Source organism: Nonomuraea aurantiaca, from assembly GCF_020215705.1.
Classification (GTDB): domain Bacteria; phylum Actinomycetota; class Actinomycetes; order Streptosporangiales; family Streptosporangiaceae; genus Nonomuraea; species Nonomuraea aurantiaca.
On record NZ_JAIWNB010000001.1, the window covers coordinates 372,608 to 390,529 of the forward strand.

Genomic DNA, 17,922 nt, shown 5'->3' on the forward strand with positions numbered 1-17,922 from the left:
GGCCGCCACGTGATCGGTCATCGGCCCTGCCCCCAGGGTCTAGCGCTCGCAGACGAGGCCGTCGCCGTCGCGGTCCTGGTACCAGGCGTACTCGGGGTCCACACCCTTCCGGTACGGGCCGTACCCGGCGGCGTTCGCCTCACCGCAGGTCCGGAAGCGCCGGTCATCGCCGGTCGGGGCGGGGGTCGTGGTGCCGGTGTCGCACTTGCCGGACCAGATGCGCAGCTTCTGCCGCTTGGCCACGGCCTCCTCGCTCCGCATCACCGTGATGTAGCGATCGTTCGGTTTGACCAGGAGCGCCTTCGCGTAGCCGTAGCGGACGAGGTTGCGGTTGACGTGCACGCCCTTGGCGTTCCACACGTAGAACAGCCGGCGGCCGGAGCCGTCCGTGGGTTTCTTGTCGGCGACGACGTACGCGAGCCGGCCGACCGGCAGCAGCGCCGCCGTGCGCTGGGTCGCAGCCTTGGCCCAGCACTGGCCAAGGGCGGGAGCGTCCGACTCCAGGAACACGACGCGGGTCTTCTTGCCGTCGCCGGTGGTGACGTCGATCGTGTCGCCGTTCACGATCTTGGCCACACGTACGCTCATCGCGCCCTTCGGCACTCCGGCGGGAGGTCCGGCGGCGTACGCGGGAGCGGGAACGGCGAGCAGGACGACGGCGGTGAGGCTGAGAATGCGCATGGGCCCTCCAGGGGATCGGGATGGAGAGGACGCCTCATTACTCACGGAGGTGCACTCACGTCACTGGCCGGATGCGGCCATATCCGCCCGACACGCCCCTGCACGTAGGCGCACCGGATCTTGTCAGGCCCCCTGTCGGGTGAGAGATTGCGGGTACTTTGGCGCCCATCGTCTCGGAGGACACGCGTGCCTCAATTACGCCCGGCCCTCATCGCCGTCGCCCTCACCATGGCGATCGCGAGTCCCGCGCAAGCGGCCGCCGGACCCAGGATCACCGTTGAGAACGGCCGCACGCAGCCGGTCTTCTCCTACGCGGACGCCGTCCGCGAATACGTCTACGTCGAGTCGAGCGTCGACAGCGATTCCGACGGCCGGCTGGACAGGGTACGCGTCGACATCATCAGGCCCAAGGAGTCCGGTCCCCGGCTCAAGGTGCCGGTGATCATCGACGAGAGTCCGTACTACGACAACTCTGGACGCGGCAACGAGGCCGAGCGGAAGGTCTACGACGCCGCCGGTAATGTCACGAAATTTCCGCTCTTCTATGACAACTACTTCGTGCCACGGGGCTACGCCGTCCTGAACGTCGACATGCTCGGCACCACCAAGTCCGACGGCTGCCCCGACATCGGCGGCAAGGCGGACGTCCTGGGCGGCAAGGCCGTCGTGGACTGGCTGAACGGCCGGGCCAAGGCCTACCGCGCGGACGGCACCCAGGCCGTGGCCGACTGGACCACCGGCAAGGCCGGGATGATCGGCAAGTCCTACGACGGCACGCTGGCCAACGCCGTCGCCGCCACCGGAGTGCGCGGCCTGGAGACGATCGTGCCGATCTCGGCGATCAGCTCCTGGTACAAGTACCAGCGCTCGAACGGCGTGGTCTACAACTACGACTACGCCTCCTGGCTGGCCAACTACATCGACACTGACCCCGAACCCAAGTGCCAGGCCGTACGGGATCGCATGGACGCCGAGGACGGCGACGACACCGGCGACTACAACGCCTTCTGGGCCGAGCGCGACTACGTCAACGGCCTGCTCGGCGACGCCTCCAAGGTCAGGGCCAGCGTCTTCGTGGTGCACACCGCCAACGACCTGAACGTCAAGCCGGACAACTTCTCCACCTGGTGGCAGGCCCTGGCGAAGCGGAACGTACCGCGCAAGATCTGGGTGGGCCAGTACCAGCACGTGGACCCGTTCGACTTCGAGGGCCGCAGGGACGTGTGGGTGGACACGCTGCACGGCTGGTTCGACTACTGGCTGCAGGGCGTACGCAACGGGATCATGAACGCCCCGCGCGCCGACGTGCAGACCGGACCGACGCAGTGGATCACCCAGCGCGACTGGCCGGCGCCGTTCGCGACGAACGTCCCGCTCCGCCCGGCCGCCGACGGCTCGCTCGGCCTCGTCGCCGCCAGGCGCGATGCCGGCGCGTCCTTCACGGACGTGCCGCTCGAGGAGGAGGAGATGATCGCCGACGTCGGTACGGCCAAGCCGGGCCGGGTGGCGTTCACCAGCGGCGCGCTCCCGCTCGACCTGCGCCTGTCCGGTACGCCCACGGCCGACCTGCGGGTCAAGCTCGACAAGCCGGCCGCCAACCTGACCGCCCTGCTCGTCGACTTCGGCGACGCGACCCGCGTCGACTGGGGACGCGGCCAGGGCATCACCACGCTCGCCGAGGAGGACTGCCACGGCGACAGCACCGCCGCCGACGACGCCTGCTACCACAAGGTGGCCACGAACACCGTGACGCGGCCCGCCGAGATCGTCGCCCGCGGCTGGATCGACGTACAGAACCGCGACTCGCTCAGCGCGTCGTCCCCGCTGCCGGTCGGTACGTGGGGCAGGGTCAAGTGGCAGACGCTGCCGCACGACTACACCTTCCGGAAGGGACACCGGATCGCCCTGGTGGTCGCGGGCACCGACGCGACGTACACCTCTGAGGCGGGCACGGGCGCGAACGTCACGCTCGACCTGTCCAGGAGCAGTGTGGTCGTGCCGTTCACGCAGGGGGCGCCGCTGGTGGACGTGCCCAAGGACACGACCCAGTTCCGCGGACCGGCGCGGATCGACCTGCCGGAGCCGGAGAACTCCTTCTTCTAGGCTCTCGATGTGGTGGCGGGACCTCCCGCCACCACATGGAGGTTCAGCCGGAGCCGGGCAGCGGCTGGTGCTGGACTCCGCCGGTGGCGGGCCGGCCGCAGTTCGTCCAGTAGCCGCTGCCCTTGCCGTCGGACACGTACGATCCCTTGGCGTTGGCGACGGTCCAGGACAGGCGCAGGGTGAGAGTGCCGCTGCCGCGGACGAGGCCCGTGGTGCTCTGGCCGTCGCCGCTGGACGTGCCGGTCCACCGTACGGTGACCTTGCCGAACTCGGTGGCGGGCGGCCCGGGGCAGCCGGGCCGCGACGCGGGCGCCTGGACGCGGAACGCGTGCGCGGAGACCGCGATCCCCTTCGTACCGGACACCGTGGTGATCCTGCAGCTTCCCGGACAGACCAGCCCGAATGATCCGGTACGGCGGGTGCCCAGGTTGATCGACGACGGCGACAGCCGCGCGACCGGCGGTCTGGGGTCGGCCAGGGCCACCTTCTGCGGCCGGATCTCGCCGGTGGCGGTGTCGCTGAGCTTGGATTCCGGGTTGGACGGCATGGCGGTGGCCATCGGGGCCGCTGTCACGTCGGTGGGTGGGGGGACCACTGTGGGGTTGAGCATGACGTTGGGGGTGCTCCCCGGCGGTACGGCCGGAGCGGAGCCGGGGCCCGACAGCTTGGTGGTGTGCGTCTCCGGCGTGTCGGGGCGGTGCCGGCTCTGGATGCCGGACCAGGCGAGACTCGCCACCAGCATCCCGGCGCCGACGAGCAGCCCCACTGTGGCTATGGACCGGATGGAGAACCGGCCGTCGGACTCGTACTCGCCCGGGCGGTTGCGCCAGAACTCGGTCTGCTGGTCGTCCTGACGGTCACGCCAGAACTCCGACCCCGGACCGTCCGGCTCGTCGTCTCCTGCCGTGTTCTGGGTCGCGACCAGCAGGTCTCGGTGCTCGCCGGTGGCGATGATCAGGGCGTCTCGGAGCGTGGCCGCGGTCGTGAACAGGGCCTCCGCGCGGGCGTCCGCGTTGGTGCCCGTCATGGGGAACGGCGCGTCCCGGCGGGTGCCGGGGGCGGTGATCAGGGCGTCCCGGTGGGTGCTTGCGATCAGGGCGTCCGTAGCGGGGGACGCGTTCTGGGCGCCGGGGCGGGTGCCCGTCGCGGCGAACTGTCCGTTCCGGTGGGTGTCGGGAGCGGGGGTGTCCCGGCGGTTACCGGAGGTGGACGCGTCCCGGGGCGGGCTCGTGGTCGTGGCGTCCCGGCGGCTGGCCGGGGCTGACGGGGCCGGGCGGCCTCTGGTGGCGGGGGTGTCCCGGCGGGTGCCGCTGGCCGCGACGAAGACGCCCTGCCGGTCGCGGGCGGTGGCCACCAGGACGTCCCGCTGGCGATCCCCGAAGGGGTGACGACCACGCGGACCGGCACCGGCCGGTCCACGATCGGACGCGGCGGGCGGCGCCTGGCCGTTCGGCGTGTCGCGCGGCGTCTGGCCGTTCGACGTGTCGGGCAAGGCCTGGCCGTTCGCCCTGTCCAGGAGTGCCTGGCCGTTCGACGCGTCGCGCGCGGACGGGACGCCGACAGGGGCGCTCAGCACGGGCGGCCCGCCGATGACCAGCCCGGGCAGCCGCAAGACCGGCTCGGGTGGGGGGCCGGCCGGGGCGTCACGTGGGGGAGCGGCAGGCGCCTCACAGACGGGAGCGGCCAGGAGGCCGGGAGCGGATGGGCCGGTGGCCGGGGTGCGTCGCGGGAGGAGCCCGGCAGCGGGCTTCCGGGCGAGCGGAACGGTGGTCTCGTGGTCGTGAGCCGCCGCGATCGCATCCGGATCGGACCGCTGGTGCGGGATGGCGGCCGGGGCGTCGCTGCGGGCTGGGGCAGACGCCGGGGTGTCAGAGCGGGCTGGGGGAGACGCCGGGGTGCCGGAGCGAGGTGGGGCAGGGGTGGGGATGCTGGAGCGGGATGGAGCAGGGGCGGGGGCGCGATGGCTCCGGTGAGGTTTGCGTTCCTGGCCGGCGGCAGCCGCGCCCGCCGCCGGCCAGGCGCTACCCCTGATCGCCGCCGTGGGGTCGGCGATCGGGGAGATCAACATCGGAGCGGCCTCGACCAGCCCCCGAACCTGCACGGGGAACCCGTCCACCCGCCACAGCTCGCCCGCGTCCGGAAGCGGCTGTGCCCACGTCAGGCGGTCGCGCAGCGTGGGGGGAGCGGTGGCGATGGGCAGCTCGCGCAGCAGTGTGGCGGCCACCACGGCCCGGGGCGCCGCCCGGCACGTGGGGCAGATGGGGATGTGGCGGCTGATGCGGGCCCGGTTGCGCCGCGTGGGCGTCGTCGCCCAGGCCGACACCTTGGCCGCGAGCTGGCCGCAACCGTTGGCCGCCCGGGCGGCGATGACGGCGGAGAACCAGCGCTCGACCCCACGGGCCGCCTCGCTCACGATGGCGTCCACGTCGGGAGGCGTCACATCGAAGATCACGGCGATCTCCTGATGCGCGAGACCGTGCCGTACGGACAGGTCCAGCAACTCCCGCTGCGGGCCGTCCAGCGCGCGCAGGGCCTCGGGCAGCAGGTCCGGCATCCGGCCGGAACGCGACCACGAGCCGATGCTCGCCGGGCCGGCCACCGCCGCGCGATGCGCCCGGGCCAGCCCGTAGAGCCACGGCCGCACCAGAGAGGAGTCGACGACCCGGTGCGTGTGGCCGTACGCCGACAGCAGCGTCCCGGCGACCGCCAGCTCGGCCTCGCTCTGGGCGAGTTCCGTGCGGCAATAGTCATAGAGGTGGGATCCGTACTCGTCGCACAGCTCGCGGATTTCCTCGCGTACGTCGTCGGTCAGTGTCCGCCACATCACCCGTGCCACCTCCTTCGTACCGTCACCAAAAGCGTCCAGAAGAGCCTCCAGAAGCCTCAGCCGGGTAACTGCTCCGCGATCTCCGTGGCCCAGTAGGTGATCACGCTTCCGGCGCCCGCCCGGCGGATCGCCGTGAGGCTCTCCCGGATGGCCCGGTCGCGCATGAGCCACCCCTGGGCGGCGGCGGCCTCGATCGCCGCGTACTCACCGGAGGTCTGGTAGGCGGAGACCGGCACGTTGACCGCGTCGGCCACCATGCGTACGACGTCCAGGTAGAGGCCCGCCGGTTTGACCATCACCATGTCGGCCCCCTCCTCGATGTCCAGGAGCACCTCGCGCAGCGCCTCGCGGCTGTTGGCGGGGTCCTGCTGGGCGGTCGAGCGGGTGCCGGTCAGCCGCGATTCGACGGCGTCGCGGAACGGGCCGTAGAAGGCGGAGTCGTACTTGGCGGCGTAGGCCAGGATCGCCACCCGGTGGTGTCCGGCCTGGTCGAGTGCCTGGCGGACGGCGGCGACCTGGCCGTCCATCATGCCGCTCGGGGCCACCACGTGGGCGCCGGCGTTGGCCTGGGCGATGGCGACCTGGGCGTAGGCGCGCAGGGTGGCGTCGTTGTCGACGTCGCCGGTCGCGTCGAGGACGCCGACCTGGCCGTGTTCGGTGTATTCGTCCAGGTTGATGTCGCTGATCACCACGGTGGCGTCGCCGACCTCGGCGGCGACGTCGGCGATGGCCAGCTGCGCGATGCCGTAGGGGTCCCAGGCGCCGTAGCCGTCGGGGTCCTTTTCGGCCGGGATGCCGAAGATCAGCAGGCCGCCGACGCCGGCCGTGGCCGCGGCCGAGGCGGCCTTGCGCAGGCTGTCGCGGCTGTGCTGGACCTGGCCGGGCATGCTGGGGATCTCTCGGGGTTCGTCGAGTCCTTCGCGGACGAACAGTGGCTGGATCAGGTCGGCCGGGTGCAGTCGCGTTTCGGCGACCAGGCCGCGCAGGGCGGAGGTGCGCCGCAGGCGGCGGGGACGGTCCGCGGGGAAGCTCATGGGTTCTAGCCTCCGATTACCTTGCCGAGGAAAACACGTTCCGCGTGCCTGATGGCGTCCGCGGGCGGGAGCCGGAACCAGTAGCCGGCGGTGCTGCGCGCGGTGATGTTGAGCCGGCGCAGGTGGCACAGGTGTTCGGCCGTCTTGACCGCCAGCCCGTCCGGGTCGATCACCGGCAGGCCGTGCAGTTCGTGCACCCCGAGGTGGACGAGGATCTCGTTCGGGATGCCTTCGGCGGGGACCAGCCACTGCGCCCCCGCGTCCGCCGCCCGTTTCGCGGCCTTGGTGTAGGCGGCCAGCAGCGGCCCGAAGTCCTCGGCCAGGGCCCGCTGGACGAGGGTGGTGCCGTCCTCCACCACCTGATAGGAGGCCAGGTCGGCGCCCGCCGCCCGGATGTTGTCGGTGATGGGCTCGGCCAGATGCGGGATGAAGCCGATCAGGCCCAGCCGGTGGCGTTCCATGCGCGCCGCCTGCCAGACCGCGTCGCCGTAGCCGACCACGGGGATCGACACGCGCGAGCGGGCGGCGGCCAGCCCGGGGTCCTGCCCCGCGCCGCTGATCCAGGCCGCGCACCCGTCGCGTTCTGCCGCCACGGCCGTCTGCGCGAAGTAGTTGCCGAACAGCAGTCCCAGTTGCCCGTATCCGACCAGGTGCTCGGGCAGGTCGGTGCCGTATGTGTCGGCCGGCAGCGTGTGGATCTCCACCTCGGTGCCGGATTCGGTGATCTTGGATAAGTGCTCGGCGTAGAGCTTGTCCAGCAGCGCGGAACGACCCTCGACGGTGTGTTTCTGGAACCAGATGCGCATGTCAGCCGTGCCTCACGTGATGGGGGGTCGGGCCAGATGGAACGGTGTCGAGCATCGAGGCCTGCGCCAGGTAGGCGCGGGTGGATTCCGGATCGCCGGCGATGGCGCGCAGTCCGGCCATGGCCGCCGCCAGTTTGGTGTTGTCCCGGTCCTGCACACCGGCCACCCGCGCCTCGCTGCGCGGGATCACCCGGTTGACCAGTACGGTGCGCCGCCGCCAGGCCCACGCGTCCAGCGCGGCGGGTGCGGTGAATCCGCCGAGCACGGCCGCGAGCACCTGGCCGATCTCGACGGCGTCGTGGATGCCGGCGTTCATGTTCAGGCCGCCGGCCGTGGAGGTCAGGTGGGCGGCGTCACCGGCGAACAGCACTCGCCCGCACCGGTAGTCGCCCAGCACGCCGCGGGCCAGGCTGTAGCGGTCGGCCCCGATCACGCGGATCGGCGCCTGCTCCGTGGGCAGGGCACGGAACAGCAGCTTGGCCACGTTCTGGGGATTGAGCGGGTCGCGGGCATCGTGCGGGATCCTGATGATGATCCGCCAGTGATCGGGCAGCGCCAGCAGGCTGCACGACTGCCGGGAGTCGCGGATGTAGGTCAGCGGCGCCAGGCCGGGCAGCAGCGCGTCGAGCGGCGAGTCGGTGAAGACCCGCAGCGCCTGCGTCGGATACTCCGAGCGGGGGAACGGCAGGCCGAGCGAGCTGCGCACGGTGCTGTGCGCGCCGTCCGCCGCGACCACGTACCGGGCCCGCGCCCACGTACGGCCGATGCGCAGCCGGACGCCCGTGCCGCCCTCGGCCACTCCGTCGACCGGGGTGCCGAAGCGCACGTCCGCCTCCGGGTAGGCCGACAGCGCCTCCAGCAGCAGCGCGGTGAGCGTGGACTGCTCGGCGTGCAGCCGGAACGGGTGCTCGGTCAGGCCGTCGAGGCTGCCCATCAGCATCTCGGCCAGCACCCGGCCCGCCCGGTCACGCCATTGCACCCGCTCCACCACCCGGCCACGGGCGATCAGCGCGGTGGCGATCCCGAGCTCCTCCAGCAGGTCGAGCGTGGCCGGGTGGAAGGTCGAGGCGCGCGACTGGCGGCCGAGGCCCGGCTCCCGTTCCAGCACCATCACCGGCACTCCGGCGCGGGCCAGGGTGAGCGCCGCGGTCAGCCCGACCGGGCCCGCGCCGACCACCGTGACGCCGTTCATGATGGCCGGCCCTGTGCCACCGGGCGGTGCGGCACCCGGCTGAGCGTGACCGGCTGACCGGTCGCGTGCGCCAGCGCCCACCAGGCGCTGCACAGGTTCGAGGTGAGCAGGACTCGGTCGTTTCCGGCGCCCAGGGGGCCCAGCGCGGGCAGCGTGGACATCCCGGTGCCGCTGAACAGCACCACCGCGTCGGACGGCACGCCGGCCTGCTCCACCTGCTCGACCAGCTCGTTCGGTGTGACGGCGTACGGTGCGAAGCCGCCCTGCGCCCTGACCGGTATCACGCGGGAGACGTGCAGGCCGGCCGCCGCCCAGAACCGTTCGGCGAGTTCGGTGAGCCAGGGCTGATACGGCGAGACGAGCACGAACTCCTGCGCCCCGATGTGCTCCAGCGCCTCCCGCGTCGCCAGGGTCGCCGAGGCGAACGGGATGCCCGCCTCACCGCTCAGCTTGTCGCACCTCGCGCGATCTTCCTCGGGTGCGAACAGATATCGCGAGCCGCTGCACGCCATGACCAGGGCGTCGAGCGGCAGGTCGCCGAACGAGCAGATCATCGCGGGCAGGACCTCGTTGTAGCTCTCCAGCCGCTCCGCCAGGGTGAGGCCGGGGCGTACCGGGAAGCGGCTGACGTACATGTCGGCCCGGGACCCGAACAGGCGCGCCAGTTCGGGCTCCACCGACGGGTTCGCCGGCGGTACGAGCACGCCGACCCGGCCCCGGCTCATCCCGCGCTCCCGGCCGGACCGAAGGCGGGCAGTTCCAGGGAGAACAGCTCACGTAAGGCGTCCGCGTAGCTCTCTCCCAGGGGGGAGCCGGCGTAGCTGGTCACCCGGTTGATCGGCTCGCACAGGAAGGCGTCGACCACTCGCTGGACGGCGTCCCTGATCTCGGCGCGGGCGGCCGCGTCCAGGCCGGGGGCACGGGAGGCCAGCCGCCCGAGCTCGGCGTCCGTGACGGCGGCCGCCTTGCGCTTCAGTGCTTGTACGACGGGGACGGTAGGCGGCACCGGCACCGTGGTGACCCTTCTGGAACCGTAAGGGCAGCGGAACGACGCCCCCAGGACGTTCTCGCCCTCGCCGGCGGTGGCCCTGCGGGTCAGGGTGGCGGGCATCAGCAACCCGACCAAGCCGCGGCCCAGAACGCCGCCTCTCGACGCGCCCGCGCCTCGTCCCGGTCGGTGAGGACGAGCTGTATCTCGCCGCGCTCCACGCCTAGGAGATCCACCGCTGCCCCGATCACGGTATCGGCGAACTCCCGTTGCCTGTCGACTGCTAGTCCTGCTGGGGATTCGACCTGGATGGTGAGCATGAGTACCTCCTGCGAAGGAGCCTGGGGGGTTCAGGGCACGTGGTGAAGCACCTGGTCGATCACGCTGATCGCCTGGTCCGACACCTGCCGTATGTGGCGAAGCCGATGGACGGTGCGCGCCGTCAGCTCGGGCGGGGCCTGCGGAGGCACGGGGGCCGCCTGGGTGGGGATGGCCTGCGTAGGTACGGTCTGCGTAGGTATGGCCTGTCGAGGGATCGTCTGTGCTGGGATGCTCTGGCGTGGAATCCTCGCGGGCTGTGTGTCGTCTGTGTCGGGCACCGCACTGGACGGCAGTACGTGCCTGGGCGAACGCACTTCGTAGGGATGCGGGTACGGCCTGCGGGTCTCGTTCGCGAGCATGATCACTCCTATCAGCGCTGGTCAAGGGCCCGGAACTCGGACGGATCGCGGACACCGAAGCGGGCCAGCTCGTGCTCGGCCTCGCTGCGGACCTGGACGAAGCTGTCGCGGAGCTCGGCGAGCAGGCCGCGCAGCACGACCAGCTCCGCCTCCGCTTCGCGCAGGGAGGGACGGCGTGGCCGGTTGCTGGTGGCCGCGACGGCTACCCGGATCAGCGCCGCGACGCCGAGCAGGACCGCCACCGCCAGGCAGGCCACCAGCACCGTGGAGAAGCCCGGCATCGGTCCGGCCAGCATGGGATGGTCGACCAGCACCGAGGCGCCGGCCACGCCGATGGCTCCGCCGAGCATGCGTGCGGTGTTGATCGCGCCGACCGCCGAGGCGTACTGGGTGGGATCGGCGGCCATCGAGCCGACCATGAACGTTCCGGTGGACAGGAAGCCGAACCCGGTGCCCAGCATGACCGCGCCCAGCAGGCACCACAGGTTCGGGTACGGCTGGGCCAGCATCAGCGCGCAGCCCGTGCCGAGGATGAGGGCCCCGCCGTAGATGACGCCGTTGATGCCGATGCGCCGGCTGATCGGTGCGGCGATCGGGCTCGACACGATCATGGCGATGGAGATCGGGGTGAGCCAGAGGCCGATGGTGCTCGCGTCGAACTCGGCGTTGCGCAGGTAGAGCGGCCCCATGGCCAGCACGACGAAGGACGCGGCTCCGTACATGCAGGAGGTGGCGCCGGCCCACAGGAAGCCGGGACGCCGCCACAGGCTCATGTCGATCGCTCCGGCGCGATGCCGCCACGAGATCGCGATGGCCCCGGCCAGCAGCAGCCCGCCGCCTCCCGCGCACGCCAGCGTGCGCGCGGAGGTCCAGCCCCACAGGCTGCCCTGGGAGATGGCCAGCACCGCTCCCGCGACCGCGCCGATCAGCAGGACCGCGCCGAACAGGTCGGGTACGCCCTGCCTGGTGCCGCGGTTGCGGGGCAGCGCGGGGGTGAGCATGAGCAGCGCCGCCGCGAGTCCCGCGCCGGGCAGGTAGAGGCCGCGCCAGCCGTACTCGGTCAGCAGCCAGCCACCGCCCGCCTGCAGGGCCAGGGCCCCGATGCCGGACGACGCGCTCCACAGCGCGATGGCTCCGGCACGGCGGTTGGCGGGCAGCTCGCCGAGCAGCAGCGCCAGCGAGGCGGGGAACATCAGCGCCGCGCCCACTCCCTGCGCCACCCGTCCGGCCAGGAGCAGCGTCCAGGACGGGGCGGCGATGACCGTCGTCGCGCCCAGCCCGTACAGGGCCAGTCCGAGCGCGAGCACGCTGCGCCTGCCCAGCAGGTCGGCGAAGCGTCCGGCGGTGGCGAGCAGTGCGGCGACCGCGGCGAAGTTGACCGTGCTCACCCAGGTGACCTCGGACAGCGGCAGCGCGGCCGCCAGCGGGTCGCGGCTGAGCACGGGGATCGCCAGCGTCGTCGCGGTGCTGTCCGCCATGATCGCGACCACCACCCCGGAGGCGACCAGCCGCAGTACGGCGAATCGCCCCCGGAGTCGGCGAGCCGGCGGCATCGCGGGCACCATCGTGGGACCGGCGACGCCCTCGCGGATGGGCGTCAAGGTCATCGGGCCGACTCCGCGTAGCTGAGTTCGGGCTCGACCGGGGCCGGGGCGGGTTCGGCGGGAACCGTTGCCGGGCTGTTGTTCGGCACGCTCGCGGCGACGACCCGCTCGGACAGGCCGACGTCCCGCCCGTTCTCGCGGATCCTGGTCGGCACCTCGCCGCCGGCCAGCGTGAGAGCGACCTGCGTGGCCAGGCTCAGGTGCTCGGCACAGCGGCGGGCCACCTTGGCCTCCAGGCCGGCGATCTGCGCCAGCCGGAGCCGCAGCGACTCCACGGTCGCGGTGCGTTCGAGGCCGTCGAGATCGGCGAGCCGGTCAGGCCAGCGCAGCGAGCGGCTGAGCTGTTCCTCCACCTCGAGGACGATCTCGTCGATGGACAGGTCCCGGTCCTTCAGCGGGTTGGCGATCATGACGGCCATGACCGCGGTCTGGTCGAAGTCGGCCAGCCGCCCCTTCAGCGCCGAGGCCAGCATGCGGGCGCGGTGGTGCAGGCAGTCGGCGCTCCAACCGAGCACCAGCAGGCGGTCGGTGCTCGCCTCCGTGTGCCACCCGGCGAGCCTCAGCTCGCGGGCCATCCGGTGTTGCACGCTCCAGCGGTCAGGGGTGTCCTCCACCCAGACCTGTACGCCGCCAAGTGGCAGCTCCGCTACATGAATCACGTTCCTTTCAGGGGCCGCCCGAGCGCAGACGCGTCTGATCACGCCGGCCTGCGCGGGGGGAGCCGGATTCTTCGAGAACCAGGAACGGACCTTGGAATCGACGGAATCGACGGTCACGTCCGGCCACCTCCTCGCCGGAGACTCTCCAGAACCCTCCGGCTGTCAAGTCTCACTTACCACGATCAGTACGATAGTGGGTGTACCCGGCTCGTTGTGTCAACTGACAGTTTTCGTATATGTTGACCTCCCCCTGCGGAGTTTCGCGCCCCGCAGGGCAGGGGACGGCGAGCCAGGCTTCCTTTACGCTGGAGGCTCCTGGCGGCTGGGAGGTACGAGTGGCGAACTTCGCCGAGCGACTCGGTCTCGCTATGAGCAAGCGCGGGTTCACGGGGGCGCAACTCGCCGCGGCCCTCACCGAAGCCGGCATCCCGATCACGCGTGCCTATGTCAGCCAGTTGCGCACGGGCAAGCAGACCAACCCGACCCTCCAGGTGCTGCGCGCCCTGGCCGCCTGCCTCCAGGTGAGCGTGGGCTGGCTGCTGGGCGAGGACGCCACGGAATCGGGCGCGGTCGAGGAGCTCCAGCTGCGGGCCGCCGCCATCGGCGCGTCGGCCGCCGGGCTGTCCGACGGGTCGCTGACCATCCTGCGCGGCGTGATAGAGCTCGCGCGCGCGGCCGAGGGACTGCCCGACCAGCCCCCCGCCACCGCGGAGATCCCCGAGGCGGCCGCGCCGCTGACCGCGCCGCAGCGTGAGGCGCTCGGCGACCGCCTGCGCAACCTGCGGCTGATCGCGCGCATGTCGCCGGAGGAGGTCGAGACCTCCCTGGGCAGAGGGGCCGCCGCCATCGGCGCGATAGAGGAGGGCCGCGTCGCGCCCGCGCCGGTCACGGTCGAGCGCCTGCTCACCCTCTATGGCGTGACCGCCCCGCCCACCCGCGAATACGTCCTGTCGCTGGCCCGCGGCGAACGCCCGCCCTCCTGGTACGACGCCGGCTCCGTGCCCGTCTGGATGGCCGCCACCTACGCCCTGGAGCAGCGGGCGTCGCTGATCCGCACGTACCAGACCCAGATCGTCCCCCCGCTGCTGCAGACCGAGGCCTACGCGCGGGCCGCCATCGAGGTGTCGGGCAGCGCCGGCCTCGGCCAGACGTCGGCCGACGCGGCGGTGCGCCTGATCCGGTCCCGCCAGGCGCTGCTGAACCACGGCGACGGGCCCGTGCTGTGGGCGGTGATCGACGAGAGCGTCCTGCTGCGCTCGATCGCCGACCCCGAGACGCAGGCCGCTCAGCTCGACCGGCTGATCGAGTACGCGAAGCGGCCCAACATCTCCCTGCACGTCGTGCCGATCGACGATCCGATCTTCCTGCCCCGTTGCGGTCCGTTCACCATGTGGCGCTTCCCGGAGGCCTTCGAGCCCGATGTGGCCTGCGCCCACGCCATCGAATCGGATGAAGTGATCACCGACGCGACCGCGGTGGAGGCCTACCACCAGGCGTTTACCAAGTTGTCGGTCTCCACCACCATGGGCGACGAGACGCACGAGCTGCTGTATGCGCACCGTGACCGTCTGAGCCACCGGTGATCTGACACTCCCTAGCACGAAAAACGGGAAATGGATATTTCCCAACAAATATTGTTCTTCGTATTGTCAGATCCTGAGGTTGATGGATCATTGGTATTGTTGGGCCAAATTGAGTGGGGTCAGTGGGACCGACTTTCCCGTGAGATACGGCGAGGGGAAAGGGGCAACACTCAAATGCGTCAGCGTGCCATCCGAAATCTGACCAACCTTGACACCACCCGCGCGAGTGTCACCCGAATACTCGACGCCGCCGCGGGAGGGAAGAACCACTTCGAGGTTGACAGTGCTGCGGTGCGCCGTTACGACGAGGCGGTTCCGGTCACCGGTTCCGCCGCGCGAGCTGTTCTGCGTTACCTGGCGCGGGTGGTCGCCCACCTGGCCGGCTCCGGCATCGACCAGTTCCTGATCATCGGCAGTGGCGTGCCCAGCGCGCTGCCGCCCGGACGTCAGTTACACGACGTCGCCCGTGGCGCGTCCGCCGCGTCCGATGTGCGCGTCGTCTATGTCGAGAACGACCCCTTGATACTGGCCAGTGCCCGCGTCACCATCGAGCCACTCAACGACCTCGTACGGGTGGTGGAGGGCGACATCCGGCAGATCGACGAGATGCTCGCCGACGAGGTCGTGGCCCGGTTCATCGACTGGGAGCGGCCCGTGGGAGTGCTGCTCCTGTCCACCCATAGCCTCACCGACGACGAGCTGGCCTCCTTCGTGATCAAACGCCTGTGCCACGCGGTCGTGGACGGCAGCTACCTGGCGATCCTGCAGACCACCTTCGACGGAATCCCCGCCGAGCTGCTGCCCGCCATCAACGACCTGCTCGCGATGACGCTGCCGGGACACGTGATCCGCTCACGTGCGGAGGTGGCGGCCTTCCTGGACGGGCTGGAGCTGCTGGAACCGGGCCTGGTGTGGGTCCCGCAATGGCGACCCGACGGCGACTCCGTGTGCGCGGACCAGCCGAGCTCGTCGGGCAATTACGGCGCCGTGGCCCGCCTTCCCTGACCCACCGGCCACGGCGCCTTCGCGGCCGTCACACGGACGCCCGCCCCCGAGGGCCCGGCCCGACGATTCGGCGGGGCCCTCGGACCGTCTCCTTCCTTGCCCCCGCTTAGGGACGCCAGCACGTCGGGCCGTTTCCTTCTGCTCCCCCGGAGGGGGTATCCCTCTCAAGGACCTCAGCCACGACGGGACCTTCCGTTCCCCCGGAGGGGGTACCCCTCCCAAGGAACCCAGCCACGACGGGCCGTCACAAGGATCGAGACGGTCGCGTGACGAGCCCCCGCCCTAATCCCACCAGAACGACCAGTAGTGCCGCCCGATGATCTGCTCGGCGTAGCTCTGCAGATCCCCCGGCCCCTGGACGACGTTGTCCGGGCAGAAGGTCCAGTGCTCGGCCGCCACGTGCAGCGCGTGCTCCGGCTCCACCGGCGGCGCGGCGACACTCAGCTCCAGCGTGTTGAAGCCCACCCCCACCACCCGGATCCCGAACCGGTCCTCCCAGCTGCGCACCACCGCCGCCAGCGGCACCATCCACTCGTTGTGGTGCAAAGCCCCCTGCCAGCCCATCACGGCCAGCGCGTCGGCACCCCGGTGCGCGGCGACCAGGCCAAGCGGCAGGCCCCTGGACGACAGCTCACGGGCGTACCAGTCGGCGACCGCGCCTGGGTCGGCGCGCAGCACCCCCGGCGGGGCAGGACCCGGGCAGAGCGCGCCGAACGGCTCCAGCTCCGCCAGCGCGTCCGGTGGCATCTGGGAGACCCACTCCTGCCACACCTCGGCCATGAACCCCTCGGCCGTGAAGTGGTCGATCATCAGCGCCTCGTCCGGCACGATCTGGCCGATCGACCAGGGCTGGGCGGACTCGTCCAGCAGGACGGGCCACAGCCCGCTGCGCGGGTGGGCGGCCCGGAACCGGGCCCAGTCGTCGCCCGCCACGGCCGCGTCGCTCATCCAGAACGCGGGCCTGGACGCCTCGCCCTGGTGCGTGTAGCCGGGGTCGGGCCAGACGACGTCGCCCTCGGGCAGGCTGACCGGCAGGAGCCGCCCTCTGCCGCCGTCGGCGAACAGCTGGCACACCTCACGTGGCAGCTGATGATCGTTCATGCCCTACCGTTTCGCCACCGAATCCTGTCTCGGAGATGGTAATGCCGACCGTTGCGTCAGGACTTTTGTCCTGGGCGATCGCGTACAGGCGAACCTTCTGCCGGCGCCCCGCCTCCGAGACTGTGGAGGCATGAAGATTCTGCTCACACTGGCCGTACTCCTCACGGGGTGCGGCGAAACGTCCGTCGGCGCAACACGCCCCGTCGCGGATCCGGCGGTCGTCGAGACCGCGTCGGGAGCCGTCCGTGGCACGGTGACCGCGACGAACCGCCTGTTCCAGGGCATCAAGTACGCCACGGCGGCGCGCTGGGAGGCGCCGAAGCCCGCGCCCGCGTGGCAGGGGGTGCGGGAGGCCACCAAGCCGGGCGCCCTGTGCCCGCAGGTCGGCACCGTCTACGCGCAGACCAGCAGCGACAACGAGGACTGCCTGTTCTTAAACGTCACCACGCCCGCCGTCCCCGGCACCCGCCGGCCGGTCATGGTATGGATCCACGGCGACGGCGCGGTGGGCGCGGGCCACTTCTCCGACGCCCGGAAGCTGGCCGCCAAGGGCGTGGTGGTCGTGACGATCAACTACCGGCTGGGCGTGTTCAGCGGATTCGGCTATCCGGGGCTGCGCGACTCGGGCACGTACGGCCTGCAGGACCAGCAGGAGGCGCTGCGCTGGGTCAAACGGAACGCGGCGGCCTTCGGCGGCGACCCGGGCAACGTGACCGCCTTCGGCATCTCCTACGGCGCGCTGTCGATCGGCGGCCAGCTCGCCTCGCCGGGCGCCAAGGGCCTGTTCCAGCGGGCGATCATGCAGAGCGGCGAGACCCTGATGGACATGCCCGCCAACAGCGTGGTGCCGGGCGTGCCCGCCCTGCCGTCCTTCGCGTGGCGGCCCGCCGCACAGGTGAGCGCTATAGGAGAGGTGTACGCCAAGCAGCTGGGCTGTTCGGACCTGGCGTGCCTGCGCGCGTTGCCGGTCAAGAAGATCCTCGAGGTCCCGCAGATCATGAACGCCTTCCAGTCGTACGCGTACGGCAACGACGTCCTGCCCGAGTCGCCGGCCGACGCGATGCGGAAGGGGCACACCAGCCCGATGCCGGTCCTGGCCGGGACGACGAAGGACGAACACCGGATCTTTGTCGGGATGAATTACGACGTCCAGGGCACCTCTCCGGATTACCGGAAATTGCTAAAAGATGCGTTCGGGGCGAAGGCTGAGAGAATTGCCCGGAAATATCCGGTAAATCGCTATAAGTCGCCGAGTATTGCTTGGGCTACCGTGTTGACCGATCGTATGTGGGCCCGGTCCACCCATGAGCAGAACGCGCTGCTGGCCAAGAAGGCGCCGGTCTACGGCTACGAGTTCGCCGACCGGAAGGCGCCGATGTTCCTGCCGCTGGAGGCGGACTTCGACTGGGGCGCCTACCACGCGAGCGACCTGCCGTACATCTTCCCGGAGGCCAAGGCCGAGCTGTCGCCCGCCCAGGAGCGGCTGTCCAGGCAGATGATGAGCTACTGGACGAACTTCGCCCGCACCGGCGACCCCAACGGCCGCGGGCTGTCCGCCTGGCCGCGGGTCTCGTCCGGCACCCTGTCCCTGGCTCCGGGGGCCGTCCGGCCGGTCGACTACGCTGCCGAGCACCAGCTGGCCTTCTGGAAGTAGACGCG

16 protein-coding genes are annotated in these 17,922 nt (G+C 71.2%); 4 read left to right on the forward strand and 12 right to left on the reverse strand.

The window, feature by feature from the left end; all coding sequences use genetic code 11:
* Positions 1–39 precede the first annotated feature (39 nt).
* Positions 40–681 (reverse strand): thermonuclease family protein, encoded by a 642-nt coding sequence (locus LDL49_RS01765; RefSeq protein WP_225289074.1) that lies wholly within the window; start codon positions 679–681, stop codon positions 40–42.
* A gap of 186 nt (positions 682–867) precedes the next feature.
* Between LDL49_RS01765 and LDL49_RS01770 the strand changes: the two genes are divergently transcribed.
* Complete coding sequence (locus LDL49_RS01770; protein ID WP_225289075.1) at positions 868–2,784, forward strand: Xaa-Pro dipeptidyl-peptidase; 1,917 nt, start codon at positions 868–870, stop codon at positions 2,782–2,784.
* Positions 2,785–2,827: 43 nt separating this feature from the next.
* Here the strand turns inward: LDL49_RS01770 and LDL49_RS01775 are convergent, their stop codons facing one another.
* Genes LDL49_RS01775 through LDL49_RS01820 form a run of 10 tightly spaced genes read right to left on the reverse strand, consistent with a single transcriptional unit; the run spans position 2,828 to position 12,574 of the window.
* On the reverse strand, positions 2,828–5,608 hold the full coding sequence (locus tag LDL49_RS01775; RefSeq protein WP_225289076.1) for a hypothetical protein: 2,781 nt from the start codon (positions 5,606–5,608) through the stop codon (positions 2,828–2,830).
* A gap of 59 nt (positions 5,609–5,667) precedes the next feature.
* Positions 5,668–6,645 (reverse strand): porphobilinogen synthase, encoded by a 978-nt coding sequence (hemB, locus tag LDL49_RS01780; RefSeq protein ID WP_225289077.1) that lies wholly within the window; start codon positions 6,643–6,645, stop codon positions 5,668–5,670.
* A gap of 5 nt (positions 6,646–6,650) precedes the next feature.
* Positions 6,651–7,451 (reverse strand): aspartate/glutamate racemase family protein, encoded by an 801-nt coding sequence (locus LDL49_RS01785; protein WP_225289078.1) that lies wholly within the window; start codon positions 7,449–7,451, stop codon positions 6,651–6,653.
* Position 7,452: 1 nt separating this feature from the next.
* Positions 7,453–8,643 (reverse strand): FAD-dependent oxidoreductase, encoded by a 1,191-nt coding sequence (locus LDL49_RS01790; protein WP_225289079.1) that lies wholly within the window; start codon positions 8,641–8,643, stop codon positions 7,453–7,455.
* Positions 8,640–9,368, reverse strand: a complete 729-nt coding sequence (locus LDL49_RS01795; protein ID WP_225289080.1) for a maleate cis-trans isomerase family protein — start codon at positions 9,366–9,368, stop codon at positions 8,640–8,642. The genes LDL49_RS01790 and LDL49_RS01795 overlap by 4 nt, the downstream gene beginning before the upstream one ends.
* Positions 9,365–9,754 (reverse strand): glutamyl-tRNA reductase, encoded by a 390-nt coding sequence (locus LDL49_RS01800; protein WP_225289081.1) that lies wholly within the window; start codon positions 9,752–9,754, stop codon positions 9,365–9,367. Before LDL49_RS01800 ends, LDL49_RS01795 begins: the two co-directional genes overlap by 4 nt.
* Positions 9,754–9,951, reverse strand: a complete 198-nt coding sequence (locus tag LDL49_RS01805; protein WP_225289082.1) for a tautomerase family protein — start codon at positions 9,949–9,951, stop codon at positions 9,754–9,756. Before LDL49_RS01805 ends, LDL49_RS01800 begins: the two co-directional genes overlap by 1 nt.
* A 30-nt stretch (positions 9,952–9,981) precedes the next feature.
* Positions 9,982–10,311: a hypothetical protein gene (locus LDL49_RS01810; protein ID WP_225289083.1), complete on the reverse strand. Its 330-nt coding sequence runs from the start codon at positions 10,309–10,311 to the stop codon at positions 9,982–9,984.
* Between the two features lie 11 nt (positions 10,312–10,322).
* Positions 10,323–11,918 (reverse strand): MFS transporter, encoded by a 1,596-nt coding sequence (locus tag LDL49_RS01815; protein ID WP_225289084.1) that lies wholly within the window; start codon positions 11,916–11,918, stop codon positions 10,323–10,325.
* Positions 11,915–12,574 carry a hypothetical protein gene (locus LDL49_RS01820; protein ID WP_225289085.1) on the reverse strand — a complete coding sequence of 220 codons (660 nt, stop codon included), beginning with the start codon at positions 12,572–12,574 and terminating at the stop codon, positions 11,915–11,917. Before LDL49_RS01820 ends, LDL49_RS01815 begins: the two co-directional genes overlap by 4 nt.
* 368 nt (positions 12,575–12,942) lie before the next feature.
* Here LDL49_RS01820 and LDL49_RS01825 point away from each other — a divergent pair, with 368 nt between their 5' ends.
* Both LDL49_RS01825 and LDL49_RS01830 read left to right on the forward strand, forming a co-directional pair.
* Complete coding sequence (locus LDL49_RS01825) at positions 12,943–14,157, forward strand: helix-turn-helix domain-containing protein (protein ID WP_225289086.1); 1,215 nt, start codon at positions 12,943–12,945, stop codon at positions 14,155–14,157.
* A 174-nt stretch (positions 14,158–14,331) separates the two neighbouring features.
* Positions 14,332–15,162 carry an SAM-dependent methyltransferase gene (locus LDL49_RS01830; protein WP_225289087.1) on the forward strand — a complete coding sequence of 277 codons (831 nt, stop codon included), beginning with the start codon at positions 14,332–14,334 and terminating at the stop codon, positions 15,160–15,162.
* A gap of 282 nt (positions 15,163–15,444) precedes the next feature.
* Here LDL49_RS01830 and LDL49_RS01835 read toward each other — a convergent pair whose 3' ends face one another.
* Complete coding sequence (locus LDL49_RS01835; protein ID WP_225289088.1) at positions 15,445–16,263, reverse strand: DUF4253 domain-containing protein; 819 nt, start codon at positions 16,261–16,263, stop codon at positions 15,445–15,447.
* A gap of 130 nt (positions 16,264–16,393) precedes the next feature.
* Here LDL49_RS01835 and LDL49_RS01840 point away from each other — a divergent pair, with 130 nt between their 5' ends.
* A complete protein-coding gene (locus LDL49_RS01840; RefSeq protein WP_225289089.1) occupies positions 16,394–17,917 on the forward strand; it encodes a carboxylesterase/lipase family protein in 1,524 nt (507 codons plus the stop codon).
* The last annotated feature ends 5 nt before the right edge of the window (positions 17,918–17,922 follow it).

Excerpts from the sequence above, each read along its gene's own strand:
- LDL49_RS01765 (WP_225289074.1), bottom strand. The coding sequence starts at position 681 with ATGCGCATTCTCAGCCTCACCGCCGTCGTCCTGCTCGCCGTTCCCGCT.
- LDL49_RS01775 (WP_225289076.1), bottom strand. The coding sequence starts at position 5,608 with ATGTGGCGGACACTGACCGACGACGTACGCGAGGAAATCCGCGAGCTG.
- hemB (WP_225289077.1), bottom strand. The coding sequence starts at position 6,645 with ATGAGCTTCCCCGCGGACCGTCCCCGCCGCCTGCGGCGCACCTCCGCC.
- LDL49_RS01785 (WP_225289078.1), bottom strand. The coding sequence starts at position 7,451 with ATGCGCATCTGGTTCCAGAAACACACCGTCGAGGGTCGTTCCGCGCTG.
- LDL49_RS01790 (WP_225289079.1), bottom strand. The coding sequence starts at position 8,643 with ATGAACGGCGTCACGGTGGTCGGCGCGGGCCCGGTCGGGCTGACCGCG.
- LDL49_RS01795 (WP_225289080.1), bottom strand. The coding sequence starts at position 9,368 with ATGAGCCGGGGCCGGGTCGGCGTGCTCGTACCGCCGGCGAACCCGTCG.
- LDL49_RS01800 (WP_225289081.1), bottom strand. The coding sequence starts at position 9,754 with ATGCCCGCCACCCTGACCCGCAGGGCCACCGCCGGCGAGGGCGAGAAC.
- LDL49_RS01805 (WP_225289082.1), bottom strand. The coding sequence starts at position 9,951 with ATGCTCACCATCCAGGTCGAATCCCCAGCAGGACTAGCAGTCGACAGG.
- LDL49_RS01810 (WP_225289083.1), bottom strand. The coding sequence starts at position 10,311 with ATGCTCGCGAACGAGACCCGCAGGCCGTACCCGCATCCCTACGAAGTG.
- LDL49_RS01815 (WP_225289084.1), bottom strand. The coding sequence starts at position 11,918 with ATGACCTTGACGCCCATCCGCGAGGGCGTCGCCGGTCCCACGATGGTG.
- LDL49_RS01825 (WP_225289086.1), top strand. The coding sequence starts at position 12,943 with ATGAGCAAGCGCGGGTTCACGGGGGCGCAACTCGCCGCGGCCCTCACC.
- LDL49_RS01830 (WP_225289087.1), top strand. The coding sequence starts at position 14,332 with ATGCGTCAGCGTGCCATCCGAAATCTGACCAACCTTGACACCACCCGC.
- LDL49_RS01835 (WP_225289088.1), bottom strand. The coding sequence starts at position 16,263 with ATGAACGATCATCAGCTGCCACGTGAGGTGTGCCAGCTGTTCGCCGAC.
- LDL49_RS01840 (WP_225289089.1), top strand. The coding sequence starts at position 16,394 with ATGAAGATTCTGCTCACACTGGCCGTACTCCTCACGGGGTGCGGCGAA.